The organism is Delftia sp. HK171 (genome assembly GCF_001886655.1).
Lineage (GTDB): Bacteria > Pseudomonadota > Gammaproteobacteria > Burkholderiales > Burkholderiaceae_C > Comamonas > Comamonas acidovorans.
Genome location: NZ_CP018101.1, coordinates 4,934,492 through 4,949,484, shown reverse-complemented (window position 1 = coordinate 4,949,484; position 14,993 = coordinate 4,934,492). Strand labels below are relative to the sequence as shown.

At 66.3% G+C, this 14,993-nt stretch carries 15 protein-coding genes; 8 read left to right on the top strand and 7 right to left on the bottom strand.

Annotated features, from left to right (window positions below; all coding sequences use genetic code 11):
- Positions 1-2: 2 nt before the first annotated feature.
- On the bottom strand, positions 3-488 hold the full coding sequence (locus tag BO996_RS22165) for a YajQ family cyclic di-GMP-binding protein (RefSeq protein WP_012206580.1): 486 nt from the start codon (positions 486-488) through the stop codon (positions 3-5).
- 104 nt (positions 489-592) lie between these two features.
- On the opposite strand from BO996_RS22165, the gene murB reads away from it, so the two are divergent.
- Positions 593-1,693 carry a UDP-N-acetylmuramate dehydrogenase gene (gene murB, locus BO996_RS22160; protein ID WP_043819630.1) on the top strand — a complete coding sequence of 367 codons (1,101 nt, stop codon included), beginning with the start codon at positions 593-595 and terminating at the stop codon, positions 1,691-1,693.
- Positions 1,694-1,789: 96 nt separating this feature from the next.
- Here murB and BO996_RS22155 read toward each other — a convergent pair whose 3' ends face one another.
- Together BO996_RS22155 and BO996_RS22150 are read right to left on the bottom strand one after the other, a co-directional pair.
- Complete coding sequence (locus tag BO996_RS22155) at positions 1,790-2,155, bottom strand: SPW repeat protein (RefSeq protein WP_043819628.1); 366 nt, start codon at positions 2,153-2,155, stop codon at positions 1,790-1,792.
- 98 nt (positions 2,156-2,253) lie between these two features.
- A complete protein-coding gene (locus tag BO996_RS22150) occupies positions 2,254-3,123 on the bottom strand; it encodes an MBL fold metallo-hydrolase (protein WP_071956429.1) in 870 nt (289 codons plus the stop codon).
- 138 nt (positions 3,124-3,261) lie between these two features.
- Here BO996_RS22150 and BO996_RS22145 point away from each other — a divergent pair, with 138 nt between their 5' ends.
- Entirely contained in the window at positions 3,262-4,161 is a 900-nt protein-coding gene (locus BO996_RS22145) for a LysR family transcriptional regulator (RefSeq protein WP_071956428.1), read from the top strand.
- A 202-nt stretch (positions 4,162-4,363) separates the two neighbouring features.
- On the opposite strand, the gene argG is transcribed toward BO996_RS22145, so the two are convergent.
- The 4 genes from argG to BO996_RS22125 all read right to left on the bottom strand — a co-directional run bounded on the left by argG (position 4,364) and on the right by BO996_RS22125 (position 7,510).
- Positions 4,364-5,698 (bottom strand): argininosuccinate synthase, encoded by a 1,335-nt coding sequence (argG, locus tag BO996_RS22140; RefSeq protein WP_013801583.1) that lies wholly within the window; start codon positions 5,696-5,698, stop codon positions 4,364-4,366.
- Positions 5,699-5,816: 118 nt separating this feature from the next.
- On the bottom strand, positions 5,817-6,134 hold the full coding sequence (gene ppnP / locus BO996_RS22135) for a pyrimidine/purine nucleoside phosphorylase (RefSeq protein WP_012206574.1): 318 nt from the start codon (positions 6,132-6,134) through the stop codon (positions 5,817-5,819).
- 127 nt (positions 6,135-6,261) lie between these two features.
- Positions 6,262-7,005: a glycine zipper 2TM domain-containing protein gene (locus tag BO996_RS22130; protein ID WP_013801584.1), complete on the bottom strand. Its 744-nt coding sequence runs from the start codon at positions 7,003-7,005 to the stop codon at positions 6,262-6,264.
- 127 nt (positions 7,006-7,132) lie between these two features.
- Positions 7,133-7,510 carry an ArsC family reductase gene (locus tag BO996_RS22125; RefSeq protein WP_063325854.1) on the bottom strand — a complete coding sequence of 126 codons (378 nt, stop codon included), beginning with the start codon at positions 7,508-7,510 and terminating at the stop codon, positions 7,133-7,135.
- A 79-nt stretch (positions 7,511-7,589) separates the two neighbouring features.
- Between BO996_RS22125 and folC the strand changes: the two genes are divergently transcribed.
- The 6 genes from folC (at position 7,590) to gltX (ending at position 14,932) form a co-directional block, all read left to right on the top strand.
- Complete coding sequence (gene folC / locus BO996_RS22120; protein WP_013801586.1) at positions 7,590-8,912, top strand: bifunctional tetrahydrofolate synthase/dihydrofolate synthase; 1,323 nt, start codon at positions 7,590-7,592, stop codon at positions 8,910-8,912.
- A 70-nt stretch (positions 8,913-8,982) separates the two neighbouring features.
- Entirely contained in the window at positions 8,983-9,918 is a 936-nt protein-coding gene (locus BO996_RS22115) for an SPOR domain-containing protein (protein WP_071956427.1), read from the top strand.
- Between the two features lie 49 nt (positions 9,919-9,967).
- Complete coding sequence (locus BO996_RS22110) at positions 9,968-10,459, top strand: CvpA family protein (RefSeq protein WP_012206569.1); 492 nt, start codon at positions 9,968-9,970, stop codon at positions 10,457-10,459.
- Between the two features lie 133 nt (positions 10,460-10,592).
- Positions 10,593-12,101 (top strand): amidophosphoribosyltransferase, encoded by a 1,509-nt coding sequence (gene purF / locus BO996_RS22105; RefSeq protein WP_034395856.1) that lies wholly within the window; start codon positions 10,593-10,595, stop codon positions 12,099-12,101.
- A gap of 213 nt (positions 12,102-12,314) precedes the next feature.
- On the top strand, positions 12,315-13,529 hold the full coding sequence (locus BO996_RS22100) for an O-succinylhomoserine sulfhydrylase (protein WP_013801588.1): 1,215 nt from the start codon (positions 12,315-12,317) through the stop codon (positions 13,527-13,529).
- A complete protein-coding gene (gltX, locus tag BO996_RS22095) occupies positions 13,526-14,932 on the top strand; it encodes a glutamate--tRNA ligase (protein ID WP_065347882.1) in 1,407 nt (468 codons plus the stop codon). Before BO996_RS22100 ends, gltX begins: the two co-directional genes overlap by 4 nt.
- The last annotated feature ends 61 nt before the right edge of the window (positions 14,933-14,993 follow it).

The following is a 14,993-nucleotide window of genomic DNA, read 5'->3' as shown; positions in this document are numbered from 1 at the left end:
GATCAGTCGCGGAAGTTGTTGAATGACAGGGGATGGTCGGCCAGGTCCTTGCGGATCAGGGCCATGGCTGCCTGCAGGTCGTCGCGCTTGGCGCCCGTGACGCGCACGGCGTCGCCCTGGATGGCGGCCTGCACCTTGAGCTTGCTGTCCTTGATCAGCTTTTGCAGCTTCTTGCCCAGCTCGGCCTCGATGCCGTTCTTGACCTTGATGGTCTGCTTGAGCTTGTCGCCGCCGATCTTCTGGGCCTTCTGGATGTCCAGGAAGCGCACGTCCACGCTGCGCTTGGTCAGCTTGTTGCGCAGGATGTCCTCGACCTGCTGCAGCTGGAAGTCGGCATCGCCGAACAGCGTGATTTCCTTGTCCTTGAGTTCGATGGCGGCCGAGGTGCCCTTGAAGTCGAAGCGCGTGCCGATTTCCTTGGCGGTGTTCTCCACGGCGTTCTTCACTTCGACGAAGTCGGCTTCGCACACGGTGTCAAAAGAAGGCATGGCAAATATTTCCTGTAAATGTTCTGAAAAAGTATCGCAGCGCGGGACCGGGCGATGCGGGCGCGGTGCCGGAGGCGTGGGGACGCGGTGCGACAATCCGGCTGATGTTAGTCGAGAAAAATGTTCCGCTGCAGCATTGCAACAGCTTCGGCATCGCCGCCCGTGCCCACACCCTGGTGCGTGTGCGCAGCGATGAGGATATTCGCCATTTCCTGGCCGATCCGCTGTGGGGCCGCCAGCCCGTGTTCGTGCTGGGCGGCGGCAGCAACGTGGTGATCACGGGTGATGTCGATCCCGTGGTCCTCAAGATGGAGATAGCGGGCATGCGCCTGCTGCGCGAGACCGAGCGCCACTGGATCGTCGAGGCCGGTGCCGGCGAGCGCTGGCACGACCTGGTGGCCTGGACCCTGTCGCAGGGCTATGGCGGCCTGGAGAACATGGCGCTGATTCCGGGCACCGTGGGCGCATCGCCGGTGCAGAACATCGGCGCCTACGGGCTGGAGCTGCAGGACCGCTTCGAGTCGCTGGATGCCATCGACCTGGCCACGGGCGAGTCCTTCACGCTGGATGCCGCGCAATGCGCCTTCGGCTACCGCGACTCGGTGTTCAAGCACGCCCCGGCCGAGCCCACGCCCGTGGCGCGGGCGCGCATGAGCGGCGTGCCGCCGCGCGGCATGGGCCTCAAGGGCCGCGCCGTGATCACGCGCGTGCGCCTGGCCCTGCCCAAGGACTGGAAGCCCGGCCTGGGCTACCTGGACCTGCAGCGCCGCCAGGCCGAGGCTGGCGTGGCCGAGCCCACGGCCCGCCAGATCTTCGACTGGGTCTGCGAGATCCGCCGCGCCAAGCTGCCCGACCCGGATCAGATCGGCAACGCCGGCAGCTTCTTCAAGAACCCGACGGTGACGCCCGAGCAGTGCGCCGACATCATTGCGCGCGAGCCCAAGATCGTGCACTACCCCATGGATGACGGCTCCATCAAGCTGGCCGCCGGCTGGCTGATCGATGCCTGCGGCTGGAAGGGCAAATCCATGGGCCGCGCCGGGGTGTATGACAAGCAGGCCCTGGTGCTGGTCAACCGGGGCGACCGGCACAGCGTGGACCGCAGCGTCACCGGCGGCGAGGTCATGACGCTGGCCGGCGCGATACAGACCAGCGTCTACGAGCGATTCGGCATCCGCCTGGAGCCCGAGCCCGTCGTGGTCTGATCGATCGACGGCCTCAAAAAAACAGCGGCCCGCAGGCCATGAAGGCCTGCGGGCCGCTTTGCTTGCTTTGTATCAGCGCTTCAGTGCTTCAGCGCATCAGTGGGCGGAGTGGCTGCTGCGCCAGCTCATGTAGTCCTTGTCGGTCATCAGCACCCACAGCGCCAGCACCATGACCACCACGCCGGACACCACGGCATTGCGCATGGCATCCATCTGGCCGGCAAAGCCCAGCGCCCAGGGCGAGATCACCATCCACAGTCCCAGCAAGCCTTCGGTCCATTCCTCCCACGCGCGGGGCATGAAGATGGCCCCCAGCGCAGCGGCAATCAGCGCCAGGCCGATGACCACGCCATTGGCCGTGGGCGCCATCTGGTCCTGGAACCCGAGCACCCAGGGCGAGACCGCCAACCAGGCTCCCAGCAGGACATTGATCGGGTCCTGCCAATGCTTCATGTATTTCATGGCTGCACCTCCTGCCGCCACGACGAATGAGGGCGGCAATTCGTTGGATCAAGGCCGCGGCATGCAGGTTCCATGAGGATTTTTGTGAAAGTGCCTGCTTACCAGGGCATCTCGCCCTTGTTCACCTTGGCGCCAATGTCCAGCGACAGCGCCATGCCGGCCTGCGGGTAGGCCTGCTTCATGGCGCCGATCAGCTCGGCACTGTTTGTGGCCTTGGCGGCGGCGGCCTCGAAACGCTGGAGATAGTCGCGTGTATAGGCGATGGCGCTGGCGTCCATGGCGGTGCCGGCCTGCATGTGGCCGGGCACGACGACGGCGGGCTTGAGGGCCTGCATCTCGTCCAGCTGCGCCAGCCAGGCCTTGCGCTCGGCGCTCTTTTGCGTGTCCGCCGTCCAGACATGCAGGTTGCCGAACACGCCCACGTTGCCGACGATGGCCTGCAGCGCAGGCACCCAGACATAGGGGCGATGGGCCAGCGGGCCGGTGGTGCCGCGCAGCTCCAGCGTCTGGCCGTCCACGGTCACCGTATTGCCCTGCAGGGCTTCGGGCAGCACGGGATGGCTGGGGGCGTTGGCGCCCATCTTGGGGCCCCAGAAGGCCAGCTTGCCCTGCAGCTTGGACTCGATCTTCTCGCGCACGGCGGGCGTGGCCACGACCTTGGCCTGCGGGAACAGGTTCTTCAGCACCTCGGCGCCGAAGTAGTAGTCGGGGTCGGCATTGCTGATGAGGATGGTGGTCAGCTGCTTGCCGCTGTCCAGCACATTGGCGGCAATGCGCAGGCCGTCGGCGCGGGTGAAGCCGCTGTCCACGACCACGGCCTCCTTGGCGCCGGTGATCAGGGTGGAGGTCACGGCAAAGCTGTGTTCGTCGGCCTGGTAGACCTTCATCTGCAGCGGGGCGGGCGCCTGGGCATGGGACAGGCCGGCCGACAGGGCCAGGGTGAGCGAAAGCACGGTGGTGCGAAGCATGTCGATTTCCTTTGAAAAAAGCACAAGACAGAAAACGGGTGGCAGCGCCGTGCTGCCATGGGTGGTACTTTAGTTTTTGAAATCGAGCAGATAAACCGCAGAATATGCGCTTGTTTGTTGCAGAAATCGAGCAGATCCATGGACCGATTGCTGGCGATGCAGGTGTTTGCGACGGTGGCCGAATGCGGCAGCTTCACGGCGGCGGCCGAGCGGCTGGACCTGTCGCGTGCCATGGCCACGCGCCATGTGGAGTCGCTGGAGCAGTGGCTGGGCGCGCGCCTGCTGCACCGCACCACGCGCCGCGTCTCGCTCACCGATGCCGGTGCGCAGTGCCTGCGCTACAGCCAGCAGATGCTCGCCCTGGCCGATGAGGTGCAAGGCGAAATGCGCACGGGCGACAGCCAGCTGCGCGGCCTGCTGCGCGTGACCTGCAGCATGTCCTTCGGCCATGCGCAGATGGCGCCGGCCATTGCGCAGTTCATGCGGCTGCACCCGCACCTCAAGATCGACCTGCTGGTGGACGACGGCGCGCTGGACCTGGTGCAGCAGCGCATCGACCTGGCCATACGCATCAGCGCCGATCCGGGCGCCGCACTCATCGGCCGGCCGCTGGCCGTGTGCGAATCGGTGCTGGTGGCTTCGCCTGCCTACCTGGACGCGGCAGGGCGGCCGCAGACACCGGCCCAGTTGCAGGCCCACCGCTGCCTGGGCCATATGCGCGTGGGCCGCAATGTCTGGCAATTGGCGCGGCGTGACGACGAAAGCGATGAGCAGCAGATCGCCGTCACCACCTGGTTCAACGCCAACGAAGCCACCGTGCTGGCCGCCGCTGCCGTCGAGGGTGCGGGCATCGCCTTCCAGCCCACCTACCTGGTCCAGCCCATGCTGCAGGCCGGCCAGCTGGAGCTGGTGCTGCCGGACTGGCGCCCGCAGCCGCTGACCGTGCATGCGCTGTACAGCTCGCGCCGCCACCTGCCGGTGGCCGTGCGCGCGCTGCTGGATTTTCTCGTGCAGCGCTTCGAGGGCGCGCGCTGGTAGCGAGGGCGTAAAAAAAGCCGCCTTGCGGCGGCTTGTGGGATGCAAGTGTGCGATTTTCTGGCCCATGGCGTCGCGTGCTTGGCGGGCGCGTCCCATGCCAGGGACGCCGAGCAAGGGCCGCCCCGCAGCGAGGGCGTCGTCCCCCTCCCTCGCGAAGCGAGTAGAGAGGGGGAAGCGGCGTCAGCCGCTCAGGGGGTGTAGGTCATTCCTTGCCGCCCAATTGGGGCAGGGCGGTGCTGGTGCCCAGCGACAGCAGGCCGGCCTTGGAGTAGATGGCCAGCTTGTCGCGCGTGTCCATCAGGTCCAGGTTGCGCATGGTCAGCTGGCCAATGCGGTCGGCGGGGCTGAAGGGCGCGTCCTCGACCTTTTCCATCGACAGGCGCTCGGGAGCGTAGGTCAGGTTGGGCGATTCGGTGTTCAGGATGGAGTAGTCGTTGCCGCGGCGCAGTTCCAGCGTCACGGTGCCGGTCACGGCGCGGGCCACCCAGCGCTGGGCGGTTTCGCGCAGCATGATGGCCTGCGGGTCGAACCAGCGGCCCTGGTACAGCAGGCGGCCCAGGCGCAGGCCGTTGATGCGGTACTGCTCGATGGTGTCCTCGTTGTGGATGCCGGTCACCAGGCGCTCGTAGGCGATGTGCAGCAGGGCCATGCCGGGGGCTTCGTAGATGCCGCGGCTCTTGGCTTCGATGATGCGGTTCTCGATCTGGTCGCTCATGCCCAGGCCGTGGCGGCCGCCGATGCGGTTGGCTTCCAGGAACAGCTCCACGGGGTCGGCGATTTCCTTGCCGTTGATGGCCACGGGGCGGCCTTCGTCAAAGGTCACCGACACTTCCTCGGCCTTGACCTCGACTTCGGGCTTCCAGAACGCCACGCCCATGATGGGGTTGACGATGCGGATGCCGCTGTTCAGGAACTCCAGGTCCTTGGCCTCGTGCGTGGCGCCCAGCATGTTGCTGTCGGTCGAGTAGGCCTTCTCGGCGCTCATCTTGTAGCCGAAGCCTTCCTTGGTCATGAAGGCCGACATCTCGGCGCGACCGCCCAGCTCGTCGATGAAGGTCTGGTCCAGCCAGGGCTTGTAGATCTTCAGCGCGGGGTTGGTCAGCAGGCCGTAGCGGTAGAAGCGCTCGATGTCGTTGCCCTTGAAGGTCGAGCCGTCACCCCAGATGTTGACGTCGTCTTCCTTCATGGCGGCCACCAGCATGGTGCCGGTCACGGCACGGCCCAGGGGCGTGGTGTTGAAGTAGGTGATGCCGCCCGTGGAGATGTGGAAGGCGCCGGCCTGGATGGCGGCAATGCCTTCGCCGGCCAGCTGCGAGCGGCAGTCGATCAGGCGGGCCTGCTCGGCGCCGTACTCCATGGCCTTGCGGGGGATTTCGTCGTAGTCGGCCTCGTCGGGCTGGCCCAGGTTGGCCGTGTAGGCGTAGGGCAGGGCGCCCTTGTTCTTCATCCAGCGCAGGGCAGCGCTGGTGTCCAGGCCGCCCGAGAAGGCGATGCCGACCTTCTGGCCGACGGGAACGTTTTGCAGGATGGTTTCCATACGATGCTTCTCTCAATAACGATGGCGGCTGGCGTGCGGGACGCGGCTGCCGGAAAACACGGAAGGCGCCTTGGCGCCGTCAGGTCGAATGCGTCGGTCTGCTCAGGCGCTCAGGCGCTTAGGCGTAGTGGCAGATGTAGTGGTAGGCCTCGGTCACGCGGATGTCGAACTTGGAGTTCGCAGGCACCTGGAAGGACTCGCCGGCCTTGGAGGTCAGCCACTGGTCCGAACCGTCGAGCTTGTACTCGCAGGAGCCGGCCACGCATTCCATGATCTCGGCAGCGGCCGTGCCGAAAGTCAGCTGGCTGGGCAGCACCACGCCGGCAGACTTCTTCGTGCCATCGGCCAGCGTGAAGCCGTGGCTGATGCATTTGCCGTCGAAATAGACATTGGCCTTGGTGGTCAGGGTGATGCCAGAGATGGTTTCGGTGGTCATGGAAGCTGGGCAGAGGGTGGACTAAACCGCCCATTTTAGGCCAGCACCCGGCCGCTGCCCGTACGTGCTGGCCGCCGCCATGCAAAAAGCCCCTTGTCGGGGCTTGCGGGGTGAGCGCATGGCGGCCTCAGCGGCGCCAGCCATGGCGGTAGCCGCCGCGCCAGCCGTGATAGCTGGGGCGCGAGGCGTAGTACACGCCGGCAGCAAGGGCTGCGCCAATCACCACGGGCGCCACATAGTCACCGGCCGAATACACCGGTTGCACCGGCTGGGCCGGGTAGTAACCACCGTCGTAGTAATTGTTTTCATAGACCACGGGCGGCGGCACGGGCGTGGTGGAGTACGCGGCCTGGGGCGGCTGGTTGGTGCTGTAGTAACCATTGCTGCCGTAGGCGCCGCTGTTGGCTGCGGGCTGCACGCTCAGTGCAATCCAGTCGCCAGGCGGCGTGGCGGTCCGCGTCGTGTAGTTGCGGCCCGCGTACTCATAGACCACGTCGTAGGCCACGGCGCGGTTCTGGTAGTAGGTCTGGGTGGTGCAGTTGCGCACCGTCTGGTATTGGGGCTGCTGTCCCGAGGCTTCAGCCTGGTTGCCCAGCATGGCGCCGCCAATCACGCCGGCTGCCGTGGCCGCAGCGCGTCCGCCGCCGTGGCCGATGGCGTTGCCCACCACGCCGCCCGCCAGCGCACCCAGCACGGCGCCCGCGCCCGAAGTGCTGCGCTGGCCCGAGTAGACGTTCTCATCGCGGCAGACCTGCTGGGGCACGGCCACTTGTTGCGTCACCGGGGTCACGGAAAGCACCCGGCCTTGCTCCTGGGCCAGGGCTACGGTGGCGGTCGTGGCCGCCAGCGTCAAAAGAACCAGGGATTTCATGATTGCACTCCTGTTGCGCTGGCGGTACTTCCTGCCAGGCTCCATGCAAGTGTATTCCTCGGGCCCGAAAAGCAGTTTGCGGCCGCGTAAATCCACGTAATAAGCTGTTCCAGGCTTGACGGCAGTGTTAGCGCTTGCCCTCGTGGGCCAGCTCTGCCCAGGTATCGGGCGCAAAACCCACGGTGATGCGTCCCTGCGGCCATTGGACGACCGGGCGCTTGATGACGCTGGGCTGCTGCTGCATGAGGGCTGCGGCACCGGCAGCATCCTGGGCGCCGGCCTGGGTGTCGGCGTCGAGCTTGCGCCAGGTCGTGCCCTGGCGGTTGAGCAGCTTTTCCCAGCCCACGGCCTGCATCCAGGCAGGCAGTTGCGCGGCAGGGACGCCCTGTTTCTTGAAGTCGTGGAATTCGTAGGCGATGCCCTGGTCGGCAAGCCAGGCGCGGGCCTTCTTGACGGTGTCGCAGTTGGGAATGCCGTAGAGCGTCACAGTGTTTGAGGTGGTCATGATTGGTTGCAGTTGCCGCAGTCCGCGGATGGCGAGGACCCCATAAGGACACTGTCCCTGGGTAACAATAGCGCGCAGTATGCACACCTCATTTCCCACATTGGATGCATGGCTCGCATATTGCGAGCGCCTGCACCCCAAGAATATCGCGCTGGGCCTGGATCGCGTGCGCGAAGTCGCCCAGCGCCTGGACCTGCGTTTCGACTGCCCCGTGATCACGGTGGCGGGCACCAATGGCAAGGGCTCGACCTGCGCCATGCTGGAGGCCGTGGCGTTGCAGTCGGGCTTTCGTCCCGGCGTCTACACATCGCCGCATCTGGTGCATTTCGAGGAGCGCTGCCGCGTGGGCGGCGAGATCGTGAAGGCAGCCGAGCTGCTGCCGCAGTTCGAGGCCGTGGAGCAGGCGCGCGTGCAGGGCACGGAAGTGGCGCTCACCTATTTCGAATTCACCACGCTGGCCATCCTGCGGCTGATGAGCCAGTCCAGGCTGGATGTGGCGATTCTCGAGGTGGGCCTGGGCGGGAGGCTGGATGCCACGAACGTGATCGACGCCGATTGCGCCGTCATCACCAGCATCGACATCGACCATGTGGAATTCCTGGGCCCGGACCGCGAGAGCATCGGCCGCGAGAAGGCCGGCATCATGCGCGCCGGTCGGCCGGTGGTGGTCAGCGATCCCATGCCGCCGCAAAGCGTGCTGGACCATGCACAGGCCATTGGCGCCGATCTCTGGCGCCTGGGCCAGGACTTCAATTTCTCGGGCGACAAGCAGCAGTGGGGCTGGGCCGGACGCGGGCGGCGCTATGCGGGCCTGGCCTATCCGGCGCTGCGCGGCGCCAACCAGCTGGTCAATGCATCGGGTGCGCTGGCCGCGCTCGAAGCCATTCGCAGCCGCCTTCCGGTCACGGCCCAGGCCGTGCGCACGGGGCTGGCCATGGTCGAGCTGCCAGGGCGTTTCCAGATTATTCCGGGCCAGCCCACGCTGGTGCTGGACGTGGCGCACAACCCGCATTCGGTGGCGGCGCTGACGGCCAACCTCGACGCCATGGGTTACTTCCCCTGCACGCATGCGGTGTTCGGCGCCATGCACGACAAGGACCTGGCGCCCATGCTGGGCAGGATCGCACCGCTGATCGACCGCTGGTACCTGACCGACCTGCCCACGCCGCGTGCCGAAAGCGCCGAAGTGCTGCGCCAGAAGATCGAAGCCCTGCCGCCCGCGCCCGGCGTGCCCCGCGAGCTGTCGGTGGCCACCTTCGCAAACCCGCAGCTGGCGCTGGATGCAGCGGTTCTGGCCGCAGGTCCCACTGATAGAATCGTGGTCTTTGGCTCGTTCTTCACGGTGGGCGGCGTGCTGCAGGACGGCCCGCCCCGGCTGAACGCCAAGCATCTGGGCACCTGAATCCAGTGATCCGCACCGCAGGCGGCCATCGTGGCCGCTGTGGTGGCCGATATGAACGAGTCCGCACTCCATGGCATTTTTCAATTTTCGTTGGCCCGGCAAAAAAGACGACGGTGATTCGTCGTCCGCATCGAGGCGGCCCACACGGCTGGGACAGGCGGAAAGCGTCGATGTCATGCGCCGCCGGGCGCGCCACCGCCTCATCGGCGCTGCCGTGCTGGTCCTGGCGGGCGTGGTGGGTTTCCCCCTGCTGTTCGACACCCAGCCGCGTCCGATTCCCGTAGACATCCCCATCGAGATTCCTGACCGCGACAAGGTTGCGCCCCTGGTCGTGCCCGGCGCCAATGCCGTGGACGCCCATTCGCATGGCGCGGCTGCGCCGACGGGCCGCGTGTCGGCCCAGGCCTCGCTGGGTGCCGATGAGGAAGAGGTTCCGATGGGCAGGCCTTCGGCGCCGTCCGTGCCGTCCGTGCCTGTGGCCCCTCCCGTTTCCCAGGTGGCTCCGGTCAAGCCTGAAGCGAAGCCCGAGGCAAAGCCGGAGCCCAAGCCCGCCGCCAAGCCTGAGACCAAACCCGAGCCCAAGCCGGAACCTAAGCCCAAGCCTGAGCCGGCCAAACCCGAGCACAAGCCGGAGCCCAAGCCCGAGCCGAAACCCGAGCCCAAGCCAAAGCCCGAACCCAAGCCCGAGCCGTCCAGGAGCGACGATGCCGCGCGTGCCCGTGCCCTGCTGGAAGGACGCAGCGCGCCCGCCGCTTCAACGGCGGCCGCGGCGACGGACGAACGCTTCATCGTGCAGGTCGGTGCCTTCTCCGACGCCGGCAAGGCCCAGGAAATCCGCGCCAAGCTGGAGCTGGCGGGCCTGAAGACATTCACGCAGGTGGTGGACACCAAGGACGGCAAGCGCACGCGGGTGCGTGTGGGCCCGTTCAACGGCCGTGCTGAAGCAGACAAAGCGGCGGCGCGCGTCAAGGGCCAGGGCCTGCCGGCGTCGGTGATCAAGCTCTGACGCGGTGACGTACATCTTGCAAAGCAGCACGGACGCACAGAAATAGCGTATGTCCACGGTGGACTGGGTTTTGCTGGCCTGCGTGCTGGCCTCGATGCTGCTTGGCGCCTGGCGCGGGCTGGTGTACGAGGTGCTGTCTCTGCTGGGCTGGCTGGTGGCCTTTGTCGTGGCTCGCATCTGGGCGGCCGACGTGGCGCTTTGGCTGCCCATGCAGGACTGGGACATGCAGCTGCGCTACGCCGCAGGCTTTGTGCTGTTGTTCGTGCTGGCGCTGTTCGGCTGGGGCCTGGTGTCCTGGCTGTCGCGTCGGCTGATCGAGGCGGTGGGGCTGAGGCCCGTGGACCGCACGCTGGGCGCGTTGTTCGGCGTGCTGCGCGGGGCGCTGCTGGCCCTGGTGGCAACGATGGTGATCAGCTACACGCCGCTGCACCAGGGGCAGTGGTGGCAGGATTCAGCCCTGGCGCCATGGCTGATGCAGGCGCTGGCTGTGGTTTTGCCACAGCTGCCGCAGGAATGGGGACGCTATCTGCCGGCTGCATGACAAGGCGCTGCAGCGCAGGAGTCGGCTGGCAGAAACAGTTTGGATAGAGAAATCGGGCGCAGGCGTGGCCAATGGGTGGCTGCTACGGCCCAGACAGCGAAGGGCGACCTTCGCAAACGGATGGAACGCAACTATGTGTGGAATCGTTGGTGTAGTCAGCACCGCGCCCGTGAATCAACTGATCTATGACGCCCTGCTGCTGCTGCAGCACCGTGGCCAGGATGCCGCAGGCATCGTGACCCAGCAGGAGCGCAAGTTCTTCATGCACAAGGCCAAGGGCATGGTGCGCGACGTGTTCCGCACCCGCAACATGCGTGCCCTGCCGGGCACGGTGGGCCTGGGTCAGGTGCGCTACCCGACGGCCGGCAACGCGACCAGCGAGGAAGAGGCCCAGCCCTTCTACGTGAACGCGCCCTTCGGCATCGTCATGGTGCACAACGGCAACCTCACCAATGCCAAGCAGCTGCGCGAGGAGCTGTCCGACACCGACCACCGCCACACCAACACCGAGAGCGACTCCGAAGTCCTGCTCAACGTGCTGGCCCACGAGCTGGCCCGCGCCAGCAGTGGCGCGCCGCTCAAGAGCGAAGACGTGTTCCAGGCCGTCAGCGCCGTGCACAAGCGCATCAAGGGCTCGTATGCCGTGATCGCGCTGATCGCCGGCTACGGCCTGCTGGCCTTCCGCGACCCGTTCGGCATCCGCCCCCTGTGCATGGGCCGCGGTGCCGACGGCTCGGTGATGCTGGCCAGCGAGTCCGTGGCCCTGGAAGGCACGCTGCACCAGCTCGAGCGCGATGTCGCCCCGGGCGAGGCCGTGTTCGTGCACAGCGACGGCCAGGTCGAAACCCGCCAGTGCGCTGAAAAGAGCGAGCTGCACCCCTGCGTGTTCGAGTACGTGTACCTGGCCCGCCCGGACTCCGTGCTGGATGGCATCTCCGTCTACCAGGCCCGCCTGAACATGGGCGAGACGCTGGCCAAGCGCGTGGTCTCCACCGTGCCCCCCAACGAGATCGACGCCATCATCCCGATTCCCGAATCCAGCCGCCCCAGCGCCATGCAGCTGGCCCAGCTGCTGGGCATTCCGTACCGCGAAGGCTTCGTCAAGAACCGCTACGTGGGCCGGACCTTCATCATGCCGGGCCAGTCCTCGCGCAAGAAATCGGTGCGCCAGAAGCTCAACGCCATCGGCAGCGAGTTCAAGGGCCGCAAGGTGCTGCTGGTGGATGACTCCATCGTGCGCGGCACCACCTCCAAGGAAATCGTGCAGATGGCGCGTGATGCCGGTGCCGTCAAGGTCTACCTGGCCTCGGCAGCGCCTCCGGTGCGCCATCCCAACGTCTACGGCATCGACATGCCCACGCGCGCCGAACTGGTGGCGCATGGCCGCACGGTCGAGGAAATCCGCCAGGTCATCGGTGCCGACGCGCTGATCTACCAGGACGTGGCCGCCATGAAGCAGACCGTGGGCAAGATCAACCCGCAGGTGCAGGGCTTTGAGGCCTCGTGCTTCGATGGCGTCTACATCACGGGCGACATCTCCGAGGACGAAGTCACGGCACTCAATGAAGGCCGCAACCGCGGCGGCGAGGAAGAGTCCAGCGACGCCTCGCGCCTGTCCCTGCCCAACGCCCAGGAAGCCTGAGCCCGAGCCCGAGCCTGAGCGATCGGGCTTCAGTGACAATACGGGGGCGGGCCTGAGGCCCGCCCTTTTTTGACAAATGAGCTAAAAGCGCTGGTGCTGGAGGACTGCAGGCTGCAACGCCCAGCAAGTCCCCAGGTGACAAGTGTTTCTAGCTCCTTTTTTCCGGGCACCGCCGCCATCGGCGGGCCGCGCCCGACCCCAAGGACCATCAACGTGACGAACAAGACACTTCCCGAAGGCCTGCATCCCGATACGCTGGCCCTGCGCGTGGCCGTGGAACGAAGCCAGTGGGGCGAGCACAGCGAAGCCCTGTACATGACCAGCAGCTTCGTGCAGCCTGACTGCGCAACGGCAGCGCGCCGCTTCGCCAACGAAGAGCCCGGCTACACCTACAGCCGCACCTCCAATCCTACGGTGACCAGCTTCGAGCAGCGCCTGGCCGCCATGGAAGGCACGGAATGCGCCGTGGCCACGTCCACCGGCATGTCGGCCATCTTGCTGGTGGCGCTGACCACGCTCAAGGCGGGCGACCATGTGATCTGCTCGCAGTCCATGTTCGGCTCCACCATCAAGCTGCTGGGCGGCGAGATGGCGCGCTTCGGCATCGAGACCAGCTTTGTCTCGCAGACCGATGTGCAGGCCTGGAAGGCCGCCATCCGTCCCAACACGCGATTGCTGTTCGCCGAGACGCCGACCAACCCGCTGACCGACCTGTGCGACATCGCCGCGCTGGCCGAACTGGCGCACGCCCATGGCGCGCTGCTGGCGGTGGACAACAGCTTTGCCTCGCCCGCGCTGCAGCGGCCCGCCCAGTTCGGTGCCGACCTGGTCGTGCACTCCGGCACCAAGCTGCTGGACGGCCAGGGCCGCGTCATGTCGGGCGCGGTCTGCGGCACGACGGCGCTGGTGGACAAGGTCATGGGCACCTTCCTGCGCAGCGGCGGCCTGAACCTGGCGCCGTTCAACGCCTGGGTGGTGCTCAAGGGCCTGGAGACGCTGTCCCTGCGCGTCAAGGCGCAAAGCGCCGCCGCGCTGGAGCTGGCCACCTGGCTGGAGGCCCATCCCAAGGTCGCCCGTGTGTACTATCCGGGCCTGGCCAGTCACCCGCAGCACGAGCTGGCCATGCGCCAGCAAAACGGCATGGGCGGCGGCGTGCTTTCCTTCGACGTGGTGGGCGAGGGCGCCGAACAGCTGCGCGCCAACGCCTTCCATGTGGCCGACAGCACCCTGGTGTGCTCGATCACGGCCAACCTGGGCGACGTCAAGACCACCATCACCCACCCGGCCAGCACCTCGCATGGCCGCCTGAGCGAAGAGCAGCGCCGTGCCGCCGGCATCGGCCAGGGCCTGCTGCGCATCTCCGTCGGACTGGAATATCTGGGCGACATCAAGAACGATCTGTCCCGCGGACTGGATACCCTGCAATGACACAAAAAGTACGAACCCGTTTTGCCCCGTCTCCCACGGGCTTCATCCACCTGGGCAACATCCGCTCGGCCCTGTATCCCTGGGCCTTCGCGCGTGCCACGGGTGGTGATTTCATCCTGCGCATCGAGGACACCGACGTGGAGCGTTCCACCCAGGCCTCGGTGGACGTGATCATCGAAGGCATGGCCTGGCTGCAGCTGGACCATGACGAAGGTCCGTTCTATCAAATGCAGCGCATGGACCGCTACAAGGAGGTGCTGGCCGGCCTGCAGGCCTCGGGCCATGTCTACCCCTGCTACATGAGCGTGGAAGAACTCGACGCCCTGCGCGAGCGCCAGATGGCCAACAAGGAAAAGCCGCGCTACGACGGCACCTGGCGCCCTGAAGAAGGCAAGGTGCTGCCGCCCGTGCCTGAAGGCGTGCGTCCCGTGCTGCGTTTCAAGACGCCGCAGGGCGGCGTCGTGGCCTGGGAGGACAAGTGCAAGGGCCGCATCGAGTTCCAGAACAGCGAGCTGGACGACCTGGTGATCGCGCGCCCCGATGGCACGCCCACCTACAACTTCTGCGTCTGCGTGGACGATATGGACATGGCCATCACCCATGTCATCCGTGGCGATGACCACGTCAACAACACGCCGCGCCAGATCCACATCTTCGAGGCGCTGGGCGCCAGCGTGCCTGTGTTCGCCCACCTGCCCACCGTGCTCAACGAGCAGGGCGAGAAGATGAGCAAGCGCAACGGCGCCAAGGCCGTCACCCAGTACCGCGACGAAGGCTACCTGCCCGACGCCATGGTCAACTACCTGGCCCGCCTGGGCTGGAGCCATGGCGACGACGAAATCTTCAGCCGCGCCCAGTTCCTGGAGTGGTTCAACCTCGACCACCTGGGCCGCAGCGCAGGCCAGTTCGACGAGGCCAAGCTGCGCTGGGTCAACGCCCAGCACCTGAAGGCGCTGGACGATGCGGCCCTGGCAGAGCTGGTGCGCCCCTTCGTGCTCAAGACCGGTCTGGACCAGGCGCTGCTCGATGCCGATGACCGCCTGCCGCGCATCTGCGCCCTGTTCAAGGACCGCTGCGAAACCCTGGTCGATCTGGCCGGCTGGGTGCGCCTGTTCTATGTGGACGCCTTCGACCGCAACGCCGAAGACCTGGCCAAGCATGTGACCGACGCCGTGGCGCCCGCCCTGGACGCCTTCGCCGAAGGCATCGCCTCGGTGGAGTGGAGCAAGGAAGCCATTGCCGCTTTGATCAAGGAAGTGCTCAAGGCCCAGGGCCTGAAGATGCCGCAACTGGCCATGCCGGTGCGCGTGCTGACGCTGGGCACGGCGCACACGCCTTCGGTGGACGCGGTGCTGGAGCTGCTGGGCCGTGAAAAAATTCTGGCCCGTTTGAAAAACCGCTAAAAACCTGTCTATAATTCGAGTCTCTGATGCAAACGCAGCAACTAACAAGAAGCAGCGATTG